We start from the raw sequence: 21,480 nt of genomic DNA, 5'->3' as shown, positions 1-21,480 counted from the left end.
TACTGCCCGTACAATCGAGGTGTGTGCAAACAGAGGAAATATACGTTATGCGCAGCAGAACTGCTGCCATCTTATCGAGGGAGGAAGAACCATGAAAAACTGTCTCAACTGCGGCCATCCGCTGCACAACGGGGCCGCCTTTTGCCAAAACTGCGGTACCCCGGTTCCTCAGGACCCCGCCCCCACCAACACCCCCGCCTTTTGCAGAAACTGCGGCGAGCGGCTCACCCAGGATACAAAATTTTGCATCAACTGCGGCACTCCCGTAGAGCAGGCATCTGCTGTATCTCAGGAACCCCAGCCTGAGGCGAAAGCTGCCCCCGCCGCCCGCCGTCCCAAAGGGAAAATAATCGCCGGTGCCATTGCCGCTGTAGTCGTGGTGGCTGCGGGTATTCTGGTGATCCCCCGGCTCTTTTCCGCTCCGTCCAAGCAATTCGTCTCTTATCAGCAGGACCTGTTTGCTGATCGCGCGCTTGGTATGCTGGAGGAAGGTGTGGACACCATCGGCAGCGGCGCGTTCTCTTCCGATCTGACGATCACCGCCATCACGGACAGCGCAGAGATCAACCAGTACCTGGAGGACTCCTCCGTCTGCCTGAAGGTGGATCTGGACCGGGACACCTTACTGGCCAACGGAGAGTTCACCCTGATGGGCAGCCCCATCCTCACAGGCCTGCTGTCTTATGACAAAGGAACTCTGGGCTTTTATCTGCCCGAGATCCAGGATACCTATTATACCATGGATCTCTCCCAGACAGTGGAGGCCCTCACCGGTCAGGACGTAGACCTGAGTGCGCTGGCTCTGCCTGAGATTTCGGGCAAGGAGTGGCGCTCTCTGCTGGAGTCCTATCTGGATATTGTCTATACAGTTGTCAACGAAGAAAATGTAATGGTGGAGGACGGCGTGTCCTTTAACCTGCCTCAGCTGGGCAGCTCCATGACTGGTACCCGCTACACCTTCCAGCCCCGGGCAGAGGATGTGGAGGCCATGCTGCTCAAGCTGGCCCAGACCCTGCGTGAGGACGAAACCCTGCGACAGCTGATCCTGAAGCTCATCAACCCTGATATGCTGACCGCCGCCTTCGGTTACGATGTTTTCAGCGGCTATGATCTGGAGGAGGAGCTGGACAATGCCCTGCTCTCTCTGGCGGATGAGCTGGAATACAGCGCCGCCGATGCAGGCCGTGAGGTGGAGGAGTCCGGTTTTACCTGGGAGCTCTATGTGGAGGGCAACCAGGTCCGTATGATCCGTCTGTATACCGACTATTCCGATACCACTCTGGTCTATGAGTCCCAGGGCGCGGAGTCTGACCGGCGACAGGAGGCCTTCTATGTAGAGGTCTATGGTGAGCCCCAGTTCCTGCTGACTCACTCCTACACCAAAAACGGCAGCGTTTCCGATGGCATCATCAGCCTTACCCAGCCTTACGGCGGCTCTCTGGAAATGCGGTACGATATGGATTCGGAGAAAAAATCTCCTCTGGGCATCCCCCAGGGCTCCTATCAAGTATACTCGGATATGCTGCCTGTGAACCTGACGCTGGATGTAACCCAGGGACAGGACAACAGCGTGGACCATACCCTCCAAATCCAGGGCGATTCCTATGTGTTTGACGGTGCGTTCAGCTCTCTGGAGATCAACATCAATACCACCGATGGTTCTTCCGTCAAAGCCCCCGATGTGCCTCCCTACGACATCAGTGACTTCACCTATGAGGACTACTATGAGCTGTTCCAGGAACTGGGTATGGCTGTGGAGCAGGATCTGATCCGCAATCTGGAGCCGCTGCTGGATACTTCCTATGGATGGTAAGGCGATCTTATGTACTCTGCGGCAGGTGGAAAAGCGCTACTCCCGCCATGCTGCCCCTGTGCTGGGCCCCATTTCCCTGACCCTGTCCCAAGGGGAGGTATTGGGCGTCCGTGGCTCCAACGGCGCGGGCAAGAGCACCCTGCTGTCCATCCTGGCCGGGGTACTGCGGCCTGACGCCGGAGAATACCATCTGGCTCCGGAGGCCGTGGGCAAGGTGGCCTATGTGCCCCAGGAGCTCTCCCTTTACCACACCCTTACTGGGTTGGATAACCTGCGGTTCTGGGGGCGGGCCTGCGGCCTGCCCCGGCAGGCCATCTCTATCCGCAGCCGCTGGCTGTTGGAGCAGTTGGACCTGACCGACAAGGGAAAGCAGCCGGTCTCCGCCTACTCCGGCGGGATGCAGCGTCGCCTCCATCTGGCCAGCGCTTTGATGATCACACCTAAGGTGCTGCTGCTGGACGAACCCACCGTAGGAGCCGACGCCCGCTCGGTGGAGCTTATCCTGTCTATGGTGGAGCACCTGCGGGACATGGGCTGCGCCATCGCCATCATCTCCCACCAGCCCGGCGAGCTGGAGCGGGTATGCAGCCGGATCCTCACCCTGGAAGCCGGCCGGCCTGTCCCGGAGGAGGGAAACCCATGTCCGGACTGAAAGCCGCCCTCTATAAGGACCTGAAGCTGTTTTTCAGCGGCGCCGGTGTAGCCGCCCTGCTGCTGCCTTTCCTGCTGCTGGCGGCCTTCCGGATCGGGCTGGGCGATCTCACCACCCAGAGCTATGTGCAGCCTTTTCCCATTGCGGTACGGGATGAGGACGATACCATCATGTCCCGCTCCCTCATCGCCCAGATGAAGCGCATCGAACTGTTCTCCGATGTGGCCGTTCTGGAGGAGGAAACCAGCAACGCCCAGGCTCTGGACCAGGGCGCGGCGGCGGTTATCACCATCCCCAAGGACTTTTTCTACGATCTGTACACCATGACCGATTGCCCAGTCTCCATTGTCCTCAACGGAGATATGCAGCTGGAGTCCACCCTGATCTATTCCATCTTCGGCTCTGTGATGGACATCATTCGGGGCAATCAGGTGGCCTACACCGCCGTATACCAGCTGTGCTACGGCGACCTGGACAATGAGCAGCAGTGGGCCCTCTATCAGGAATCCTCCGTCAATCTGCTTCATGACGCCCTGGGCCGCCAGAATGTTTTTGAAAATGAAGCAGTCCAGGCCGACCTTCAAGGAGCGCTGGAGCGGCGGCTGACCGCCTGCGTGCTGTCTGTACTGGCCCTCTTCTTCTCCATTGCCGCTGTCAAAACCCTACCCGAGGAGCTGGGATTGGGTATTCTCCCCCGCTACAGGGCTTTGGGCGGTTCCACGGGAGCCTTTGTACTGTCCAAATTCCTGGTGGCCTATCTGCTGACCCTGCCCACCCAGATCCTGATGCTGGCAGTCTTTCAGCCGGAACACCCCATTTTGTTTCTAGGCCTTGCCCTTCTCCTACTGGCTTCCGCCTTCGGGATTCTGCTGGGGCTGGCCGCATGGCTGGGCAATCCCGCCTCGGTCCAGCGGTGGGGCAATCTGCTGCTCTTTCTCTCCCTGGTACTGGGGGGCACCCTCTGGTCCCGTCAGCTTCTCCCCATGCCCCTGCCTCTGCTGGGTAAATTCACCCTGCCCTACTATGCCGGGCTGGGACTGGAGGCTGCCGCCTACGGCCTGCCGCCGGTGAAGCTGTTGGGTCTGCTCTGGCCCATTCTGGCCATGGGAGTCGCCGGCCTTCTGTTCGCCCTGTCCATGCTGCACCGGAACAAGAGGAGCAAATCCGCCCGCACTACCCACGGCAGCCCTGCCAAACCCACAGCTGTCCCCGCCCTGCTTCCCTTCCCGGCCCGGCTGGCCAGCCTGTCCGGCATCAAGCTCACCGCCATGTCCGGCGGTCTGCGGGGACTGGTTGCTCTGCTGGCAGTGGCCCTGCTGTGCGGGATGGCCGCCTCCTCCGTTCAGGCGGGAGGCAGGCAGCAGCTGTGCCTGGCGGTCTATGACCAGGATCAAAGCGCTCTGTCCCAGGAGCTGGTCCAGCGTCTGGGCCAGCATACCGAGCTCTCGGTACGCAGCTGCGGCAAAGAGGAGGGGCTTCACCTGCTCCTGCTGGGAGAGGTGGAAGGTCTGCTCACCATTGGAGAGGGCTATAGCCAGTCGTTGAGCACCGAGGAGCAAATCCCCCTCCGCTATGAGGGCGCTTCGGCGTCCGTCTCCCTCCAGGGCGCCCGGGAGATCATCGCCGGGCAAGTCTCCCTCCAGCGCAGCCGGGTCCAGGCCAGCGGCAACGCGGAAGCCCACCTAGGGCGCACCCTTTCCGCCCAGGAATCCGCTCAGCTCCAGACACTGATGGATGAAGCCGAGGCCTCCATGCCGCCTCTCTACCAGATGCAGATGCAAAACGGCGCCTCCGCTCCCCTGCCCTTCGTCCCCAGCCAGATCAGCTTTACAGCGCTGATGGTCCTGTTTACTTTGCTGACCTCGGCGGCCTGGACCGGAGGCCGGGACGGCCGGCTGGTGGAGCGGCGGATGTTGTCCCTCCCCTTTGGCCGGGTGCTGTCCTACGGCAGCGATTGTCTGGCCCTGGTAGGGCTGGGGCTTCTGGTTTCCCTGTGCATTCTGCTCTTCGTCGGCTGTACCGATCTGTGGACCGCTGCCGCCACCCTGGCCTACACCCTGTGCGTCTCCGCCCTGGCCCTGATGCTCATCCGGTTCACCAGCACCGACGGGCGGGTAGATGGACTGGCCCCCTTTCTGGCCCTCATCCTCTGCCTGCTGGGCGGGTGCTTTATGGATCTGTCCCAACTCTCCCCCGCTCTGCGGACCGTCTCCCTGCTGACCCCGCCGGGCCTGGCGCTGGAGGCCTCCCGGGGCACCTGGCCCGCTTTGCTGGCCCTGCTGTGCGCTGCGGCAGTTCTCTTCGTTATCGGCCTTCGCCCACGCAGAAAATAGTATCCAGCCTACAAGAAGAAAGCCTGTAACCGCAATGGTTACAGGCTTTCTTTTGTTTGATTGGAATTTCAGGGATGGTCCTGCCACAGGCTGCGGATCTCCCGTCCTGTCAGCCCTGTCAAATCCGCGCATTGGGCGGAGCAGCCGCATACCACCAGCAGCTGGTCGTAGCAGACTCCGGGGATCGCCCCCTCAAAGGTATCCTCCGGCTGCCCCCTCTGGATGCGCTCCACCAGGGCCACCCGGTCATACCGGGGATTGCAGCCGCCGCAGTATTTTACTCCGATCCGCACGGACGCTCCCCCCGCAGAATGGCTTTGGCCTGGTCCAGCAGCTCCTGGCTCACGCCTCCCACCAGCACCACATCCTTCAGCTCAGGAATGGATTCCAGCAGAGCGGAGCGGATCAGGTTTTCCGTGGTCAGCATGGCGGAGGGACAGCCGGCGCACTGGCCGGTGAGCTGGAAGCGGTAAACTCCGTCTTTGCAGTCCAGGCTGCGGATGTTGCCGCCGTGAAGGGCCAGGTTGGGGCGCACCTTATCCTCCAAAACCTCTTCGATCCGGTCCAGGATCTCACTGTACTCAGACACGTTTCCTCACTCCTTGACGCGGGCGATCTTCTTGGCCAACTCTTTCTTCATAGGCAGGTTGCCCTGGCGGGCGATCATAATGCGCTGAGCCTGAGGAGAACCGGCGCCATGGAGGGACTCGGTGCGGTAACCCACGGCGGCGGTGCCCAGGGTCAGGTTCTCAATGAGGCGCAGGATGCGGAAGCGGTTCTCCACCGACACGCCGGGAGCAGCCTTGAAATATTTTTCCACATAGGGCCCCAGCTTGGGGTCCTTCAGATCGGCCTCGGCGGGGGCGGTGACCACCACGCCGCCGGCGATGTCCTCGGCCAGCCGGGCGATCTCATAGGGGAAGCGGGTCACGTTCTGCTTGCACACGTTGGCCAGCAGCAGGTCGATGATGTAGTTGCCGCTGGCGGTGGCGTGGCCCTCGGCGGAGCAGGCGATGCCGCAGCAGTACAGGGTCTCGTTCAGGTGGGTCATCTCAATGAGCTTATCCTTGATGTGGGAAGCCTTGGCGCAGCCGTTGTAGTCGGCGGCCACGGCGGCGGCGCCGATCAGTACGTCGCCCACGCCAACCTTGCACCCGCCATAGCTCTGGCGGTGGTAGCCGGCAAACCGCTCCACCAGCATCCCGGCAAATTCCGTCTCACCGCACATAAAGATGCGGTCGTTAGGCACAAACACGTCTTCAAAGACCACCAGGGCCTCCACGCCGCCGAACTCGGCGTTGCCTACGTCCAGCTCGCTGCCCTCCAGCTTCCGGGTGTCGCAGCTCTGGCGGCCGATGATCATGAAGATACCCTCGGCGTCCATGGGCACGGCAAAGGACACGGCGTAGTCCTTGTCCTCCGGTCCCATGGAGATGGTAGGCATGATGATGATCTCATGGCTATTCAGCGCGCCGGTCTGGTGGGCCTTGGCGCCCCGGACCACGATGCCGTCGGGTCGGCGCTCCACCACCCGCAGGAACAGATCGGGGTCCTCCTGCTCATGGGGGGCCTTGGACCGGTCTCCCTTGGGGTCGGTCATGGCTCCGTCCACCGTCAGGTCATGCTCCTGAACATAGGCGGCAAACTTCTTGAAATTCTCATGATAGCTGGTACCATACTTCTGGTCGATCTCGTAGGTGGTGGAGTAAACAGCATTGAAGGCGTCCATACCCACGCACCGCTGGAAGCAGGCGGCGGTCTGCTGGCCCAGCAGCCGCTGCATCTTCACCTTCTTCACCAGGTCCTGGGCGGACTGGTGGATGTGGGTGAAGCGGTTGACCTGCTGGCCGGTCAGGTTGGAGGTAGCGGTCATCAGGTCCTGGTATTCCGGCTTCTGGGCCAGATCATAGGTCATGCGCACGCTGTTCAGCGAGGGGCGAAGGATGGGATCGTCCACCGGATTCTCCACCTTCTTGCCAAACATATAGACCTGCATATGCCCATGCACTACCGCCTGCTGCAGACCTTTAACGACTTCCATATGCACAACTCCACCCACGCCGACTCCCCCTCCCACGTGATCCCCGAGGGCGCCTTCACCCATGAGCTGCCCCTGGAGAATTACTACGGCCCCGCCGTCTGCCTGGACATCCCCAAGAAGCACTGGGAGCTCATCACCGTGGAGGATATTGAGAAGGCCGCCGCCAAGGTGGATGGCGGCATCCAGGAGGGCGACTGGGTGCTCATCTGCACCGGCATGAACAAGCGCTGGGGCGAGAATGACGACTACTTCATGTACTCCCCCGGTATGTCCATCGAGGGCGCCCACTGGCTGGTGGATCACAAGGTCAAGGGCGTGGGCTTCGACCTGCAGGCTCTGGACCACATCCTGTACACCTACGCCGCCCAGCACGGCCCCGGGCCCTACGTCCCCCGCATCGTAGACGAGTACAAGAAGGAGTTCGGCCATGAGCCTCTGGAGGACTTCCCTGAGTGGGAGCCCGTCCACACCATCCTGCTGAGCAACAACGTCATGGGCATCGAGAACCTGGGCGGCGACATCGAGAAGGTCAAGGGTCAGCGCTTCACCTTCTGCGCCTTCCCCCTGCGCTGGTACATGGGCGACGGCACCATTGTCCGGGCCGTGGCCATGATCGACGAGGACAAGATCAACAAGGACGTGCCCGACCGCGTCTACAAGTACGGTGTGTATTGATCCATATCCATAAAAAAGAGATGACAGGCTTTGGCCTGTCATCTCTTTTTTTAATCTTCCGTGTTCTCCACAGGTCCCTCCGGCTCACAGATCCGCCGGACAAAGCGCTCCAGGATGGTTACCGCCCACTGGGCAGCCTGCTGGAAGGCGGGATCATGCTTCTCCCGCACATCCGAGGGCAGCGCCTCATAGCAGGGCCGGTTGGCCCAGTCCTCCAGGAAGCCGTGGTGGGTCTGATTCAACACGCGGTATTCCGTGTCCACCCCTGCCTCCTGCAGCATCCGGACATAGTGCTCTCCCTCCTGCCGCAGGGCATCCCGCTCGGCCAGCAGCACCAGGGCGGGGCAGAGCCCTCTCAGCTGCTCCAGCGTGGCGCAGACCGGCGAGACGTGGGGGTCCGTCCGCTGGGCCTGGGTGCAGTACAGCGCGGCAAAGGCCTCCATGACCTCCTGGTCCATATCCGCCGCGAAATGGGGCTTCTCACTGGGCTGATGCACGCTGTCCAGGTAGGGATAACACAGGATCTGCCCCCGCAGGGAGAACTCTCCCCGTTCCTTGGCCAGCATGGCGCACACCGTAGCCAGATTGGCGCCGGCGCTGTATCCCATCACGATCATCTGTTTTGGATCAATGGAATACCGGTCCGGGTGTTGGGCAAACCAACGGACCACTTCATATACATCTTCCACCGCGGCGGGATAAGGATATTCCGGCGCCAGCCGGTAGCCCACCCCCACCACGGTCATATCCAGTTCCTGAGCCAGCAGTTCACAAAAGCCGTCGCACTTCTCCACGTCTCCCAGCACAAAGCCGCCGCCGTGCAGTTCAAAGATCACGGGCCGGTTTTTGGATCGGGCCGGATGGACCCACACGGGGATCTTCCTGCCAGCGCATGGTACGGAAAAGGGCAGCCCTGTGATGGGCTGCCCCAATACCGCTTCCCGCTGGGAACTGCGGAGGGAGGGCAAAAGCTTTACAAAACTGCGCAGAAACGGGTCTTGATATCGCATCTGTTTCATCTGTACGCTTTCGCTCCGTTTTCTTATTTTGCGCTGTGGCTCTTGGCCTTCTCCAGCAGTTCCTGCTCGATGGCGGCGTCGTCAGACTCCTTCTTGTCGTCGATCCGGGAGATCACGAAGGCGCCGATGAGGCAGAGCACCACAAACACGCCGTAACCGGCAAACCAGTTGTTGCCGCCGCCCAGACTCTTGCCCAGCACCAGGATGGCAAAGCCGCAGCTCTGGATGATGGTGGCCAGCGGAGTGCACACCCGGTTGGCGGACATGAACTCATAGCGGCCGAACTTGGAGATGACCATGCTGGGCATCAGGTTGGGGATGCCGCCGGCGGTGAAGCACAGGCAGGCGGTGAGCACGGTACACATAATGACAGGCATCTGGTGCAGGAACATCATGCCGATAAGGAACACCACATAGGCCAGGTTGTAGAACACGCCAGCCCGCTTGGTGCCGATGTTGGTGTCCAGCCAGCCCCAGCAGAAGCTGCCGATCAGACCCACCAGGGTGCAGCCGGACAGGATGGCCACCGGCCCGAAGGGATCGGCGAAATAGCCGGTGCTCATCATACGCACGATGATCTGGCTCATAACGCCGGCGGTGGTGGCCCAGGGAATACCGAAGCCGATGACGATCATCCACACGCTCTTGTTCTTCAGCAGGTCTACAATGGAATACTTGGTCTTGAAGTAGCGGGTCAGGTCCTCCCGGGTGTCCTGATGGGCCCGGTTCTCCGGACGGATGTTGTCGGGATAGCAGCCCTTCTCCTCGGGGGTATTGGTCATAAAGATCAGGGTGACAAAGCCCAGCACCAGCAGCACCACAGCCAGGGCGTTACAGAAGCCGGTCCAGCCCCAGCTGCCGGCGAAGCACCAGGTCACGAAGGGCACCAGGATCATGCTGGTCAGGGGCAGGCCCATGGTGGTCCAGCCCATAACCACGCCCTTCAGGGTGGGGAACCAGGAGCCTACAAAGCCGTGGTGGACGGCAAAGGCCAGACAGGTGCCGAAGATCTGCACGAAAAACAGACCGATGGTATAGTTGGTGAAGTTGGTGATACGGCCGAAGCAGAACACCGCGATAGCCATGCCGAAGCAGGAGGCCACGGCCACCAGCTTGGTGCCCTTTTTCAGCACCAGGGTGGTGAAGAGCAGGCCCAGCAGGCAGCAGATGATGCCGATGGGGGTCAGCATATCGCTGGTGATCTCGGTACCGCTGACCTGAGACAGGTAGGCGGCCAGGCTGGCGCCGTAACCGTTGATGCCGTCCACCGCAAAGGCGGAGTACATCATCTGGTAGACGATACAGATCAGGACCAGAAACCATCCCCAGCCGCCGAAGTTGACGGCAGAGGAAACCTTATGTTTGTTTTTCATATTCCATTCCTCTTTTCTCATTGAATCAAGGCATCATATCCGGCGCCGAAATGGGTCATGGGGTTCAAAAGCGCCGCTGCCTGCGCTGATTCTGTTACACGGAACTTACCTCAGGGTTCAAAAGAAAAGCCGGACCACACCGGTACGCCGGTGTATTCCTTGGGGGCCTCGGCGCCGGTCAGGTAGCGGATGGCACCGCTGGCCAGGGCCTCCATCTCAAAGTCGCCGCCGTAGACAATGAAGGGAGCCACCCAACCGGCGTACTCCTTGACCTTGTCCACAAAGCGCTTGCTGTTGGACACGCCGCCGGTCATGACCACCGCGTCCACCTTGCCCTGGAGCACACAGGCATAGCTGCCGATGTTCTTGGCCAGCTGATAGGCCATGGCGTCAAAGACCAGCTCCGCCCACTTGTCGCCCTCGGCAATGCGGCGCTCCAGCTCCAGGGCGCTGTCGGTACCGGCCAGGCCCAGCCAGCCGCCGGTCTTGCTGACCTTGTTCTCCACTTCCTTCTGGCTGTACTCCCCGGAGAAGCACATCCGGATCACCGGCATCAGAGGCACGTTGCCGGAGCGGTTGGGGGCCATGGGGTCCTCGCCCTGAAGCACATCGTTGCCGTCGATGATGCGGCCGTTCTGCTGGGCGGTGATGGACAGGCCGCCGCCCACATGGCACACCACCAGACTGCTGGTCTCGTAGGTCTTGCCCAGCTCCTTGGCGGCCCGCATGGCCACCTCCTTCTGGTTGAGCACATGGACGTGGCTCTCCCGGTAAATGCCCTTGATACCGGACACACGAGCCAGGTCCTGGAACTCGTCGGTGTCAGGGGGATTGACCAGCAGGGCGGGCTTGCCGGTCTGCTGGCTGAAGCGATGGATGATCTGAGCGCCCAGAATGGCGGGGTGCTCAAAGATCCGGGGCTTGGTGCAGTCGGCAATGATCTTGTCATTCACAGGGAAAATACCGCCGGGGGTGGACTCCAGGCCGCCGGAATAGGCGGCGAAGGCGTCCATCTCCTCCAGGGAGATGCCCTCCTTGCCCAGCTCAGCCAGAATGGTCTCCACCCGGTAGGGCAGCTGATCGTTGACCTTGGCAAAGCTCTTCAGGGTCTCGGGATCGTGAGTGACGTTGGCTTTGAAAATACGCTCCTCCCCGTCAAAAACCGCCAGCTTGGTGCTGGTGGAGCCGGGGCTCAGGGTAAAGATCTTGTATCCCATGGTGTTCCTCCTGTTCTCTTACTGATTGGCGGCAGCAATGACCACCATGGCGATGTCGCCGGTCATCTCCTCCACGCTGGAACCGCGGGAGGAGTCGGCCACCGGCTTCTGGAAGCCGGAGAGGGTATGGCCGTAGCCCTTGCCGTGGCCGAAGCGCTGGATCAGCTTGACAGCAATGTTGGCGGTGTTGAGCTCGGGGAACACCAGGATGTTGGCCTGGCCTGCCACAGAGGACTCCCGGCCCAGCTTTTTGGCTGCCACCGCCGGGTCCAGGGCAGCGTCCAGCTGGAACTCACCGTCCAGCTTCAGGTCTGGGCGGCGCTCCTGGGCAATGCGCAGGGCCTCGGTGATCTTGTCCACACTGTCGGCGGCACCGCTGCCCAGGGTGGAGAAGGACAGGAAGGCCGCTCTGGGCTCCCAGCCCATCAGGGCACGCACATTGTCACAGGTGGCAATGGCGATGCCCGCCAGCTCGCTGGGGGTGGGGGCCGGGTTCAGGCCGCAGTCGGTAAGCACAATGCGGTCCCCCTCAGGGCCCTCAAAGCCGGGCACCTCCATCAGGGCGAAGATGGAGGGTACCTCCACCCCCTCCTGCATCCCAATCACCGTCTGGGCGGCCAGCAGCACGTCGCCGGTGGTATTGGTGTGGCCGCAGAAGGTGCAGTCCACATCCCCCACCTTCTCCAGCATCATGGCATAGTAGATGGGGTTCTTCATCTTCCGCAGGCAGGCCTTCTCGCTGAGCATCATCTCTTCCTTGGGGAAGCGGGCGGCCAGATCGGCCCGGCCGGCCTCGTCGGTGATGTCCACAATTTCCATGCCCTCGGTGGAAACCCCTGCTTTCTCAGCGGTCTCCCGGATCACGGCGGGATCGTTCACCAGCACGGGCATACCGATGCCGGAGTCCAGCACCGCACGGGCGGCCAGCAGGGTCTTTTCTGCTTCACATTCGGGCAGCGCCACCCGCTTGGGGTTCTGAGCCGCCTTCTGAATCAGTTCCTGAATCAGGTTTGCCATAGTTCCTCCTCATTGCTGTTCGGTCCCCCCTGCGCCAGGGCAAAGGCAACCGCGTAATCTGCATTGTGGGTCAGGGTCAGCAGGATGGAGCGAATCCCCCGGCGGCGGGCCGTCTCCGCCGCGCTGGCGTGGAGGCGAACCGCCGGGGCGCTCAGATCACCGCCCAGGATCTCGATCTCCCGGAGGGGCAGTCTGGTGTCGGTGGGCAGGCCCAGGGTCTTGAACACCGCCTCTTTGGCGGCAAACCGGCCGCAGAAGTAGCTGTGCCGGTCCCGGCGCTCCGCTCCCTCCCGTTGCTCCATGGCTGTGAAGGTGGCCTGGCAGAAGGGGTCCTCCGGCTTCAGCCATTCCGGCCGCAGCTCCGTTTTGGTCACGATGTCAGTACCAATTCCCACTACCATACCACACTCCACGCCTTTCTATCAATCAGTTGCTCTCAAAGCCCATGTCCATGTAGTAGTCGTACTTGGTGGGGATCATGGGCACCTGGAGGAAGCTCTCATACTGTCCGCCGGTGTGGATGATGTGGTTGCCGTGGTTGTCGGTATCCCAGGCCAGGGGCTCGAACCAACCCTCACGGATGTAGCGGCCGGCGATCTGGACCCGGATGCGCTCGCCCTTGTGCCAGAAGCGGCTGGAGGGCACAATGGCGATGTCCACAGGCACGATCTCGCCCTTGGACAGCTTCAGCTCCCGCTTCTGGGCCAGCACGGGGCAGAACTTGGTGGACAGCTTCTCGTCCAGCTCACGGCGGGACACACGCATCTTGCCCCAGGCACCGGGGTGGGGCTCGTTCAGAGTGAACCAGGGAATCCAGCGGCCGGAGGCGTCCGCCTTCTGAATGTTGACAAACAGGTCCATGTCATCGTGGCCGTCGGCCTCCACATACAGGCGCAGGTACATATAGCCGGTCAGCTCGGTATCCTCGTCAAAGGCCATGTCGAACTCCACCTTGCCGGTGTTGCCGTCGTAGGAAATCTGGCTCTCGGTCTCCACAGGGGTGGTCTGGAGGCTGGTGTCGGCGGCGTTGAGGTAGAGCTTCTTGTACTGGGTGCGCTCCAGGGGGAAGCTGGTCTCGGGACGGCGCTCAGCATGATCCAGATCGAAGGCGTCCATCACGTCCACACGCACCTTGGGGGTCATCTCCCAGCCGTTGTGGATGTCCTTCAGATAGCGGTCATAGAAGCGCTTCAGATCCTCCAGATTCTCGGGGGTGTAGGTGTCGGGCCACTCAAAGTCCCGGTGGATGCGCAGCCACTTGCGGCGGCTCTTGCACCGGCGCCAGGCGTTGATGGAGCCGGGCAGGTGGAAGTGGCTCCAGCCGGCGGTCTGATAGACGGGGATCTTCACGCTGGCCCAGTCGGCGATCTTATCCTGCCAGTAGGCGTTCATGAAGGGGTACTTGCGGGCCATGGCCACCTGGTCATCCACGCCGCCGGTACCGGTGACCTGAGCGGCAATGAACTCATTGAAGCTCAGGGCGGGGATGCCGCCCTCGTAGAGGCTCTCCCGGAACAGGTCGGTGGTACACTCCCAGGGAGCGATGCAGGCCAGGTGGGGGGGCTGCATGGCGGCGATGCCCCACTGGTGCATAGCAACGCCGGAGTTGCCGGACATACCTACCTTGCCGTTGCACCAGTGCTGCACGGCCAGCCACTCCACGAAGTCGTAGCCGTCCTCCCGGTCCTGGTGAGTAAACATATGTACGTCGCCCTCAGAGTGGCCGGCCCCCCGCACGTCCACGTTGGCCACCGCGTAGCCCTGGTAGCACCAGTACATGGGGTCGGGGCTCTCGAACTTGGCCAGCTTGGAGACGGTGTGAGGGGGTACGCCCATGATCTGCCACTCGCTCATGCCGTCGCCGGGGCGCTTGCCGAACCAGCTCCAGGACACGATGGCGGGATAAGTGCGGCTCTCATCCTTGGGACGGAAGATATCGCAGTAAATGGTCGCGCCGTCCCGCATCTTCACGGGAACGTCCTGCTCGCACAGGATGCCGGGGGCGGCCTCATAGACACGCTGGTTGAAAGCGGGGCAGAAGCCCTGACCCATCCGGGCCATGGGGTCGTCGCTGGTGGCCAGGTCGATCTCTTCCTGATTGGCCACCGGCTTGCGGGCCACCCGGTAGATGGCCTCCAGCTCCTCGCCGCCGAACACTTCCTTCTTGACTACATATTCACCCTTGGGACACTCTGCCATGGTATTCAGCTCCTCTCGCTTTTTTAGCCGTTCTCGACCAGATCGTACACATACTCAATGGCCTCGCCGATGGTCTTCTTCCGGCGGAAGGTCATGTAGGGGATCTCTACGTCAAACTCGTCCTCCAGGAAGGTGGTGATCTGGGAGTAATGGACGGATTTCGCGTTCAGATCCTCCACAAAACGCAGGTCCTCGGTGAGCTCTTCGGGCTTTTTCCCAAACAGGGGCGCTGCCCGCTGGATCAGCTTGGCCTTTACTTCTTCACGCACAGATGCAGACATTTTTATACCCTTCATTGTTAATTTTGAATAGATTCAGCAACTTTCCTTGCTTTCATGTGGTGTATTGTACTATAATAAAAAGCGATTCAAAATGTGCTGGAGTGTAAACTGACCCGGTAAAATGCGCGGCGCATTTGTGCTTCAGCACAATGGAACCAGGATGGAGGGAAGTATGCTTGGAACTGTTTCGTCTGCTGGAGGAGTCGAAATTTGAAGACGTAGTCTGGCTGCGTTCCATTGACCGTCACGCGGAGATCGATACCTTTTTGCCGGCCGATCATAACGACGCACCGGAGATCGGGGTCCTCTATGTGGGGCCGTTGGAACACCTGCCTCCCCCCCCCGATTCGGTATCAGTTATCTGTGCACCGGCCCCATGCCGGATGACAGTCAGCTGCCCGCCTGGGAGGGGGTCAATCTGGTTTGGACCTCCAGTCCCCCCGACTATGTGATTCGGCGGGTCAGCGAAAGTCTGGCCCAGCAGTACCGCTATCAGTCTGCCTGCGGAGAACTGGCAGGCGCCTTATCCACCGGCCGGGGCCTTCAGCACCTGCTGGACTGCGCCTACCGGGTACTGGGCAACCCGCTGATCGTAGTAGACACAAGCTATAAAATCCTGGCCATCAATGCCGACCTGGCCCTTCAGCGGGCTGACTTGGCTCGTCAGAAGGATATCGGTTATATGCTGGATGCCAATATTCAGGCCATGAAGCGGGTCAAGCTGTACGAACACGCCCGGCAATTCCACTATCCTTACTACCGGAAGGATCCGGAGGCTGCTCACGGCTGGATTACCGCCCTGGTGTACTCCGACGGCATCGAAGTAGCCCAGATCGGCGTGATGGACTGCAACCGGCCGTTTCACCGCTACGACTTTGAACTGGTCCATTTCCTCTGCCGGCTGGTGGCACTGGATATGCAGAAAAATGATTTTTACGGCACCAACGTCAATTTACAGCACAGCGTGCTGCTGGGCGACCTGCTCAACGGCGATGTAACTGACGGAGAGACCGCCACCGTCCGCAGCGCCCAGCTGGGCTGGGTGCTGAGCAACAGTATGTATATCATCACGGTGTTCGATCAGCACTTCGGCGTTTTTGATCGAAAAGCCAGACTGGTATCGGAAGCGCTCCATTCCCTGCTGCCTAACAGCCGCTGGGTCATTTATGACAATAAAATCGTCTATTTCGTTACCTATCCCGCCGATAGCTACGCGGAGGAAGCCTTAAATGACGGATTGTTGGAATATCTGTCCAAAAACAAGCTCTCCGCCGCCATCAGCGGCCGTTTTCAGACGTTGCTGGAACTCCGTCAGGCCTACCAGCAAAGCCTGGCCGCCTTCGAACTGGGCTGCCGGGTCAATCCCGGCCAGACGGTCTACTGCTATCGGGACTACCTGCCCTATCATATCGGAGAGCTACTGTCACGCCATGCCCCCCTGCGCTCCTTCTGCCATCCCGCTGTGCTCCGCCTGGCGGAGTACGATCATGCCAACCAGACCCAGTACCTGGCTACCCTGTCCAGTTATCTGAAATATGCTGAGACCCCCCACAAAGCGGCAGATGAGTTGTTTATCCATAAGAACACCCTGTTTTACCGCATCCGGCAAATCAAGGAGCGCTTCGGTCTGCATCTGGAGGACGGCAGCGAGCGGATGCGGATCCAGCTGACGCTGGCCTTTTTGCAGCTGATCCAATAAACGCAAAAAGGAGGCGGTCCAATGGACCGCCTCCCTGAAATGTGTTACACTGTGTTAAAAGCCGCTGATGGTCTTGGCAATGACCGCAAATACCGGCAGAGTGATGATAGACAGCAAGGTGGAAAGGGTAATAACCTGCACACCGGGCACCGTGTCCCGCCCAAACTGCTGGGCGAAGATGCTGGTGGTACCGGCCACCGGCGTGGCGGCCAGAAGCACCAGGGCACAGTAGAGTCCGGCAGGTAGTCCAAAGGGCAGCAGGACCAGCGCCGTCAGCCCAGGCACCAGGATTAGCTTAAGGAAGGACGCCAGATAGAGCACCGGCTGCCGGAAGGCGCCCCCCAGGTCAGCTGCGGCCAGCTGCGCGCCAATGACGATCATGGCCAGCGGCGTGTTCAGGTCGCCCAGGAACGAGATGGTAGAGGACACTGCGTCGGGGAAACGAAATCCGCCGAAAAAGATTGCCAAGCTCACCGCCAGGCCAATCACACCCGGGTTGATGATGGCCTTTTTGATAGAAAAGGCCTGTTTGCCTCCCATGATGACCACACCCAGCGTCCAGGTGGTCAGGTTGAAGGCCGCAAGGGAGAGGGCGCCATACACCAGTGCCTCGCTGCCCAGGATGGATTCCACCAGAGGGACTCCCATAAAGCCTACATTGCCGTACACCATGGCAAAGCGCAGGCTGTCCCTGGTATCCGCCGGACATTTCCGGAAGAAAAGCATGGATACCGCCAGGTAGACCAGATAGCAGGCCACAGCGATCACCGCGCCCACGTACAGCTGCTGCACCAGCTCCGGCGTCCGCTCCACCTGGAAACACTCGATCATGACGCAGGGACATACGATGTACAGCAGCAAAAACGACATCTGGCTCAGTCCTGCGGAGGAGAGCTTTTTCATTTTTCCCAGGCCAAATCCCACTGCCATCATGAGAAACAGCGTGGCCACCTGCCCGGTTACCGTCAGTAAATTGTTCAGCACCGTGATTCCTCCCTAATTTTGTCTATGGTACCTGCATTAAAGCACAGTTCCCGCCCAAAGGGAAATCATGATTGCAGATAAGCCCATTCCAAATTGAGATAGAGACATACAGGAGAGAGCGCTCTATGGATGATAAATTATTAAAAACCTTTCTGGCGGTAGCCGACCACTGTTCCTTCACCGCCGCGGCAAAGGAGCTTTATCTGGCCCAAAGCGCCGTCAGCAAGCACATCCACCAGCTGGAAAAAGAGCTACAGGTCCATCTGTTTGTGCGGGACACCCGTATGGTCCGGCTGACAGACGCCGGGACCCGCTTCTACCGGGAGGCCACTGATCTGCTGGAGCGGATGGAAAATGCCGCCGCTGCTCTCCGGCAGGACGCCGTGCCGCTGCCGGACAAGCTGCACTTTGGTGCATTCAGCGCCCTGTCCACCGAGATCACGGACCTGCTCCGTCGGTTTTGCCAGGACTTTCCCCAGATTTCCGTCACTCTGGACTGGTTTGAATTCGGTACGCTGGTCCTCACCCTCGTCCACGGAAAGCTGGACGGCGCCTTCACCGTCAGCTTTGAACTGCTGGATCAGCCCCGTCTGGTCTCTCAAAAGCTGGAGGACGGCGCCCTGTTCGTGCTGGTGGGAAAGCAAAGTCCCCTGGCTGGCCGGACCACCCTCCGGCTGGCCGATCTGGCGGGGGCCACCTACTACACCATGCGGCCCGACGTCAGCCCCAACGGTTATGCCAGCATTCTGAACTACTTTCTGGAGCACCACTTCCGCCCGTCAGAGACCCGCAGGCTGACCAGCCACGAGTCCGTGCTGCTTCAACTCCAGATCGACCCCAACGGCTACGGCTTGATGAGCGATTTTCAGTTCCGGCAGCATCCCGGCGTGGTCTTTATCCCACTGGAACAGGAAGAGCAGCCCTCCAGCCATCTGTTTGATCTGGTGGCCGCCTGGGACCGCCAGCTGGTCACCCCCGCCCTATCCTCCTTTCTCAACTGGCTGGCCAACTATGCCCCACCCGGCTGATCCCACACCATTCCGTTCAACCGCATGATAATAAAAGCCACCTGCGCCCTTTGGTGCGCAGGTGGCTTTTTGCAGTTTAAGTATCCGCCCCGAAAAAATCCATTTTCTGCTTTACCGACTCAATCCTGTCTGAATCCTTTCCAAACAGTTTTTCTACCATGGAAATAACCGCCATATAAGCGTTGGAGGCCTCGCCATAGCGCCCCTGCGCGGCATACAGGTCACCAAGCATCTCCTGATTCTCAATGGTATCCGCCGCAAGGGCGCCCCGCATATGCTGGTTGATTTCCAGGGCCCGGACAAGTTTATCTTCCGCCTGTGCCCACTGAGCCCGCGCATCCTCTCCGCGCCCATCCGCCTCCGCTTCCAGACCCAGGTGATAATGGGATACGCCCTGATCGTACAGCGAATAAGCAAGTCCTGACGGGTTTCGCTCTGATAGTGTCTGCTCATGCAGCAGGGTACATTCCAGCGCCTTCTGATAGTTTCCCTGTCTCTGGTACATCCGACCCATTTCCATATAGGTTTCGCCCACCCGCTCCTGAGCCAGTGCCAGGTCATACTGCTCATTTTTCATGAGCATATCCCGCTTTTCTCCCCGCTCCAGGGCTGCAATGTTGCGCTGGCGAATGGCAAGAGCCTGTTGAAAATAGGTCTGCGCCTTGTCAAAGTCCTGGTCGTACTCCCAGGTATAGCAGCGGGCCACCTTTTCATAGGCCATGGCCAGATCCTCATTTTCCGGCATACCGCTGCGGAGCATCAGCTCCAGTCCCAGTCGGTACCAGGGGATGGATTCCTTGTTGCGGCGGCTGTTGAAGTAACATCCTCCCAGATTTTTCGCCGCGTAGCCGGTCATGGGGTTGTCCTCTCCCAGCTGTTTGCGGCAGGCATTATAAAAACGATGGGCATTTTCAATGGATGCATCAAAACGCCCGACCTGCCATAGAAAGCCGGAGATCGGCTCAAAGGCATCGATTGCCCGGGTATCCGGCTCCGGAAAATAATCCGCCAGAGCCAGCACACTGTCGGTAACCGCCAGATTTTCCTGATAGAGCCGCAGCCAGGCGGTGAACAGGAACCGGGACATATTGTCCAGGAATTTGCCGCACTGATCCACATCAGGCCGTAAAACCGCATGGACCACCTCGATCACCAGCGGATGCAGAGAGATCCGTCTTTCCGCCCCTTTCAGCACCCAGCTCTTGCGGATCAGCTGATTGATGGGCTCAAAGGAAGGCAGATCCATCCACTCCCGAAAACGGACCGCAGGCACACCGCTGTGCCCCATCAGAGACAGGCATCGCAGGATCTGCTTCTCCTCGTCACTCAGGTTACTGGTATTGAACACCGAGCAGATATGCCCAAAAGCGGTATTTACAGACTGTCGGCCGGATACGGTCTCCGCCAGTCCGCTTTGCATATCTCCCTGCTCCAACAGTGCCAACATCTCGTCCGCACTGAGAAAGCTGGCGCTCATCTGCTTGGCAATCAGTTCCACCGTATAAGTGTGGCAGGCAATCCTGTCAAAAATCTTCTTCAGGCTCTCCTTGTCGCCCTCTTCCACACACTCACCATAGTTTTTCTGGAAAATGTCCAGCAGCACATCAAAATCCTGCATGGCCTCCACCCGGAGCGCCGGATATCCCGGATGGGCATTGCGGGTGGTAAAGATCACATGGTAGCTGCCCTCCAGGAACTTGTCCAGGTCCGGGTCCCCATCCACATCAAAATTGTCTACGATCAGCAGGGTTTTCTCGCTGGTAATGCTCTGTAGCACCCGCAGTTTCCGCAGGAAAAAGGCCCGCTCATCTTCTGTAGGCTTCTGCGGCTCCAGATTCTCAATGGAGACCGCCTCTTCGTCGCATACCAGGCGCTGGAGGCTGCCCTGATAGCTGACAAACAGCGTCCGATCGTATTCCTTTTGGAATCTCAACGCATACTGCTTTGCCAGTTCACTCTTCCCGATACCGCCGATCCCCTCCAGAAAGATGCAGCGTTTCCCCTGAGCAAAGTGGGCGTGAATCTGCTCCAGAAGTGTCTCTCTGCCCTCAAATACATCTCTGGCCTGGGGCATACGGGCCAGCAGTCGATATTGACGGATGGGGCTTTGCGTCTGCTGTGTACGCTCTCCCTTTTTCTTGCCCAGCAGCATCTCCAGGCGCTCCACCAGCTCATCGATGCGCTTATACATGGGCGGCGTCATAGCATCGATCCAGTGCAACCGGCCCAGATAATACTGGGCCTCCTCACCGATCTCATCATCGGCTACATGGAATGGGATAATCTTTACTTCTTCATTCCGGGTAAGTCTGCGGCTCACCATGTCGATTTCGTTCAGCACATGAACAGACTCCGATGCCTGACGATTCAGGATCAGGAGAAAAATTGCGCACTGATTGATCGCTTTTACAATGCTGGAGGCATACGCGCCCTCTGTATTTCTGGGCGCATACCAGCAGCGAACGCCGTCGGCCTCCAATTTATTAACAATACCTTCCACAATATGCAAGGAGGACGCGGTATGATGGCTGACAAATACATCAATTTCCATGAATGCTCACTTCTCCTTCCCATTTGGTTGCCGCTCCCGACCCAATATGCAGCAAATGATTCTCGCCACAAGGCCTTCCGATATTTTACAGATTGTCAATTATTATACTACACCTTTGTCCTTTCTACAACTATCCCCTTTCTTCTCACAGCAAGAAAACTCTGCGAAATCCCATTGCGGAGTTCAAATAAAAGCGGGGCGGAAGTCAAAAACTTCCGCCCCGCTTTCGGAGGCGAAACGCCTATTGGCAGATGCTTATTTCTCGTTTTCCGCAAATCGCATAAGGATGGTTGCAATTTCAGCCCGGGTAGCAGTACCGGTGGGGTCAAGCTTACCGCCGTCCTTGCCGGTGAGCAGACCGGAACCAACCGCCCACTCCATAGCCTCAGCGGCCCAGGAGGAGGTACCGGTGCTGTCAGCGAAGGTGGTCAGGTCGCCTTTGGCGGACACGTCGTACTCCTTGTACTCAGCGTAGCGGTACAGGATGGTGGCCAGCTGTTCGCGGGTCACGGTGTCGTTGGGGGCAAACACGGTGTCGCTGTAGCCCTTGACGATGCCCTTGGAGGCAGCCCAGTTCACAGCGTCGGTGTACCACACG

At 59.7% G+C, this 21,480-nt stretch carries 19 protein-coding genes; 6 read left to right on the top strand and 13 right to left on the bottom strand.

Annotated elements, in window-relative coordinates; all coding sequences use genetic code 11:
* The first annotated feature begins 91 nt into the window (after window positions 1-91).
* From IHN22_RS06870 to IHN22_RS06860, 3 genes are read left to right on the top strand one after another with little or no spacing between them, the layout of a single operon-like run.
* Entirely contained in the window at window positions 92-1,813 is a 1,722-nt protein-coding gene (locus IHN22_RS06870; RefSeq protein WP_191434347.1) for a zinc ribbon domain-containing protein, read from the top strand.
* Window positions 1,803-2,465 (top strand): ABC transporter ATP-binding protein, encoded by a 663-nt coding sequence (locus IHN22_RS06865; protein WP_191434345.1) that lies wholly within the window; start codon window positions 1,803-1,805, stop codon window positions 2,463-2,465. The genes IHN22_RS06870 and IHN22_RS06865 overlap by 11 nt, the downstream gene beginning before the upstream one ends.
* Complete coding sequence (locus tag IHN22_RS06860) at window positions 2,453-4,798, top strand: ABC transporter permease (protein ID WP_191434343.1); 2,346 nt, start codon at window positions 2,453-2,455, stop codon at window positions 4,796-4,798. The genes IHN22_RS06865 and IHN22_RS06860 overlap by 13 nt, the downstream gene beginning before the upstream one ends.
* A gap of 68 nt (window positions 4,799-4,866) precedes the next feature.
* On the opposite strand, the gene IHN22_RS06855 is transcribed toward IHN22_RS06860, so the two are convergent.
* From IHN22_RS06855 to IHN22_RS06845, 3 genes are read right to left on the bottom strand one after another with little or no spacing between them, the layout of a single operon-like run.
* Window positions 4,867-5,091: a hypothetical protein gene (locus IHN22_RS06855; protein ID WP_191434342.1), complete on the bottom strand. Its 225-nt coding sequence runs from the start codon at window positions 5,089-5,091 to the stop codon at window positions 4,867-4,869.
* Window positions 5,076-5,387: a NifU family protein gene (locus IHN22_RS06850; protein WP_242955285.1), complete on the bottom strand. Its 312-nt coding sequence runs from the start codon at window positions 5,385-5,387 to the stop codon at window positions 5,076-5,078. The genes IHN22_RS06855 and IHN22_RS06850 overlap by 16 nt, the downstream gene beginning before the upstream one ends.
* Before the next feature lie 6 nt (window positions 5,388-5,393).
* Window positions 5,394-6,839, bottom strand: a complete 1,446-nt coding sequence (locus IHN22_RS06845) for a 4-hydroxyphenylacetate 3-hydroxylase family protein (protein ID WP_191434340.1) — start codon at window positions 6,837-6,839, stop codon at window positions 5,394-5,396.
* Here IHN22_RS06845 and IHN22_RS06840 point away from each other — a divergent pair.
* Window positions 6,795-7,514: a cyclase family protein gene (locus tag IHN22_RS06840; protein ID WP_191434339.1), complete on the top strand. Its 720-nt coding sequence runs from the start codon at window positions 6,795-6,797 to the stop codon at window positions 7,512-7,514. The two genes, IHN22_RS06845 and IHN22_RS06840, sit on opposite strands and share 45 nt — an antisense overlap.
* A gap of 50 nt (window positions 7,515-7,564) precedes the next feature.
* Here IHN22_RS06840 and IHN22_RS06835 read toward each other — a convergent pair whose 3' ends face one another.
* From IHN22_RS06835 to IHN22_RS06805, 7 genes are all read right to left on the bottom strand, one after another.
* Window positions 7,565-8,386: an alpha/beta hydrolase gene (locus tag IHN22_RS06835; protein ID WP_191434337.1), complete on the bottom strand. Its 822-nt coding sequence runs from the start codon at window positions 8,384-8,386 to the stop codon at window positions 7,565-7,567.
* Window positions 8,387-8,556: 170 nt separating this feature from the next.
* A complete protein-coding gene (locus tag IHN22_RS06830) occupies window positions 8,557-9,906 on the bottom strand; it encodes an MFS transporter (protein WP_191434335.1) in 1,350 nt (449 codons plus the stop codon).
* A gap of 110 nt (window positions 9,907-10,016) precedes the next feature.
* Entirely contained in the window at window positions 10,017-11,123 is a 1,107-nt protein-coding gene (gene buk / locus IHN22_RS06825; protein WP_191434334.1) for a butyrate kinase, read from the bottom strand.
* Window positions 11,124-11,141: 18 nt separating this feature from the next.
* Window positions 11,142-12,140, bottom strand: coding sequence for a phosphate acyltransferase (locus IHN22_RS06820; protein WP_191434332.1), 999 nt, complete (start codon window positions 12,138-12,140; stop codon window positions 11,142-11,144).
* Window positions 12,128-12,541, bottom strand: coding sequence for a holo-ACP synthase (locus tag IHN22_RS06815; RefSeq protein WP_191434330.1), 414 nt, complete (start codon window positions 12,539-12,541; stop codon window positions 12,128-12,130). The genes IHN22_RS06820 and IHN22_RS06815 overlap by 13 nt, the downstream gene beginning before the upstream one ends.
* Before the next feature lie 25 nt (window positions 12,542-12,566).
* Window positions 12,567-14,339 (bottom strand): CocE/NonD family hydrolase, encoded by a 1,773-nt coding sequence (locus IHN22_RS06810; RefSeq protein WP_191434329.1) that lies wholly within the window; start codon window positions 14,337-14,339, stop codon window positions 12,567-12,569.
* 23 nt (window positions 14,340-14,362) lie between these two features.
* Window positions 14,363-14,620: an acyl carrier protein gene (locus tag IHN22_RS06805; protein ID WP_242955287.1), complete on the bottom strand. Its 258-nt coding sequence runs from the start codon at window positions 14,618-14,620 to the stop codon at window positions 14,363-14,365.
* A gap of 376 nt (window positions 14,621-14,996) precedes the next feature.
* Between IHN22_RS06805 and IHN22_RS06800 the strand changes: the two genes are divergently transcribed.
* Window positions 14,997-16,319, top strand: a complete 1,323-nt coding sequence (locus IHN22_RS06800; protein ID WP_191434327.1) for a PucR family transcriptional regulator — start codon at window positions 14,997-14,999, stop codon at window positions 16,317-16,319.
* A gap of 54 nt (window positions 16,320-16,373) precedes the next feature.
* On the opposite strand, the gene IHN22_RS06795 is transcribed toward IHN22_RS06800, so the two are convergent.
* Window positions 16,374-17,303 carry an AEC family transporter gene (locus IHN22_RS06795; protein WP_191434325.1) on the bottom strand — a complete coding sequence of 310 codons (930 nt, stop codon included), beginning with the start codon at window positions 17,301-17,303 and terminating at the stop codon, window positions 16,374-16,376.
* A 125-nt stretch (window positions 17,304-17,428) separates the two neighbouring features.
* On the opposite strand from IHN22_RS06795, the gene IHN22_RS06790 reads away from it, so the two are divergent.
* Window positions 17,429-18,331, top strand: coding sequence for a LysR family transcriptional regulator (locus IHN22_RS06790; protein WP_191434323.1), 903 nt, complete (start codon window positions 17,429-17,431; stop codon window positions 18,329-18,331).
* A gap of 76 nt (window positions 18,332-18,407) precedes the next feature.
* On the opposite strand, the gene IHN22_RS06785 is transcribed toward IHN22_RS06790, so the two are convergent.
* Both IHN22_RS06785 and IHN22_RS06780 read right to left on the bottom strand, forming a co-directional pair.
* On the bottom strand, window positions 18,408-20,882 hold the full coding sequence (locus IHN22_RS06785; protein WP_191434321.1) for a tetratricopeptide repeat protein: 2,475 nt from the start codon (window positions 20,880-20,882) through the stop codon (window positions 18,408-18,410).
* A gap of 255 nt (window positions 20,883-21,137) precedes the next feature.
* Window positions 21,138-21,480: S-layer homology domain-containing protein (locus IHN22_RS06780; protein WP_191434320.1), on the bottom strand; the 343-nt coding region annotated here is incomplete at its 5' end.

The sequence above is a fragment of the Flavonifractor sp. An112 genome, from assembly GCF_904377885.1.
Taxonomy (GTDB): Bacteria; Bacillota; Clostridia; order Oscillospirales; family Oscillospiraceae; genus Flavonifractor; species Flavonifractor avicola.
This window is presented reverse-complemented; position numbering and strand designations above follow the sequence as displayed.

Bases quoted from the DNA above. Each gene is read 5' to 3' on its own strand.
- IHN22_RS06870 (WP_191434347.1), top strand. From the start codon at position 92: ATGAAAAACTGTCTCAACTGCGGCCATCCGCTGCACAACGGGGCCGCC.
- IHN22_RS06865 (WP_191434345.1), top strand. From the start codon at position 1,803: ATGGATGGTAAGGCGATCTTATGTACTCTGCGGCAGGTGGAAAAGCGC.
- IHN22_RS06860 (WP_191434343.1), top strand. From the start codon at position 2,453: ATGTCCGGACTGAAAGCCGCCCTCTATAAGGACCTGAAGCTGTTTTTC.
- IHN22_RS06840 (WP_191434339.1), top strand. From the start codon at position 6,795: ATGCCCATGCACTACCGCCTGCTGCAGACCTTTAACGACTTCCATATG.
- IHN22_RS06845 (WP_191434340.1), bottom strand. From the start codon at position 6,839: ATGGAAGTCGTTAAAGGTCTGCAGCAGGCGGTAGTGCATGGGCATATG.
- IHN22_RS06830 (WP_191434335.1), bottom strand. From the start codon at position 9,906: ATGAAAAACAAACATAAGGTTTCCTCTGCCGTCAACTTCGGCGGCTGG.
- buk (WP_191434334.1), bottom strand. From the start codon at position 11,123: ATGGGATACAAGATCTTTACCCTGAGCCCCGGCTCCACCAGCACCAAG.
- IHN22_RS06820 (WP_191434332.1), bottom strand. From the start codon at position 12,140: ATGGCAAACCTGATTCAGGAACTGATTCAGAAGGCGGCTCAGAACCCC.
- IHN22_RS06815 (WP_191434330.1), bottom strand. From the start codon at position 12,541: ATGGTAGTGGGAATTGGTACTGACATCGTGACCAAAACGGAGCTGCGG.
- IHN22_RS06810 (WP_191434329.1), bottom strand. From the start codon at position 14,339: ATGGCAGAGTGTCCCAAGGGTGAATATGTAGTCAAGAAGGAAGTGTTC.
- IHN22_RS06805 (WP_242955287.1), bottom strand. From the start codon at position 14,620: ATGTCTGCATCTGTGCGTGAAGAAGTAAAGGCCAAGCTGATCCAGCGG.
- IHN22_RS06800 (WP_191434327.1), top strand. From the start codon at position 14,997: ATGCCGGATGACAGTCAGCTGCCCGCCTGGGAGGGGGTCAATCTGGTT.
- IHN22_RS06790 (WP_191434323.1), top strand. From the start codon at position 17,429: ATGGATGATAAATTATTAAAAACCTTTCTGGCGGTAGCCGACCACTGT.
- IHN22_RS06785 (WP_191434321.1), bottom strand. From the start codon at position 20,882: ATGGAAATTGATGTATTTGTCAGCCATCATACCGCGTCCTCCTTGCAT.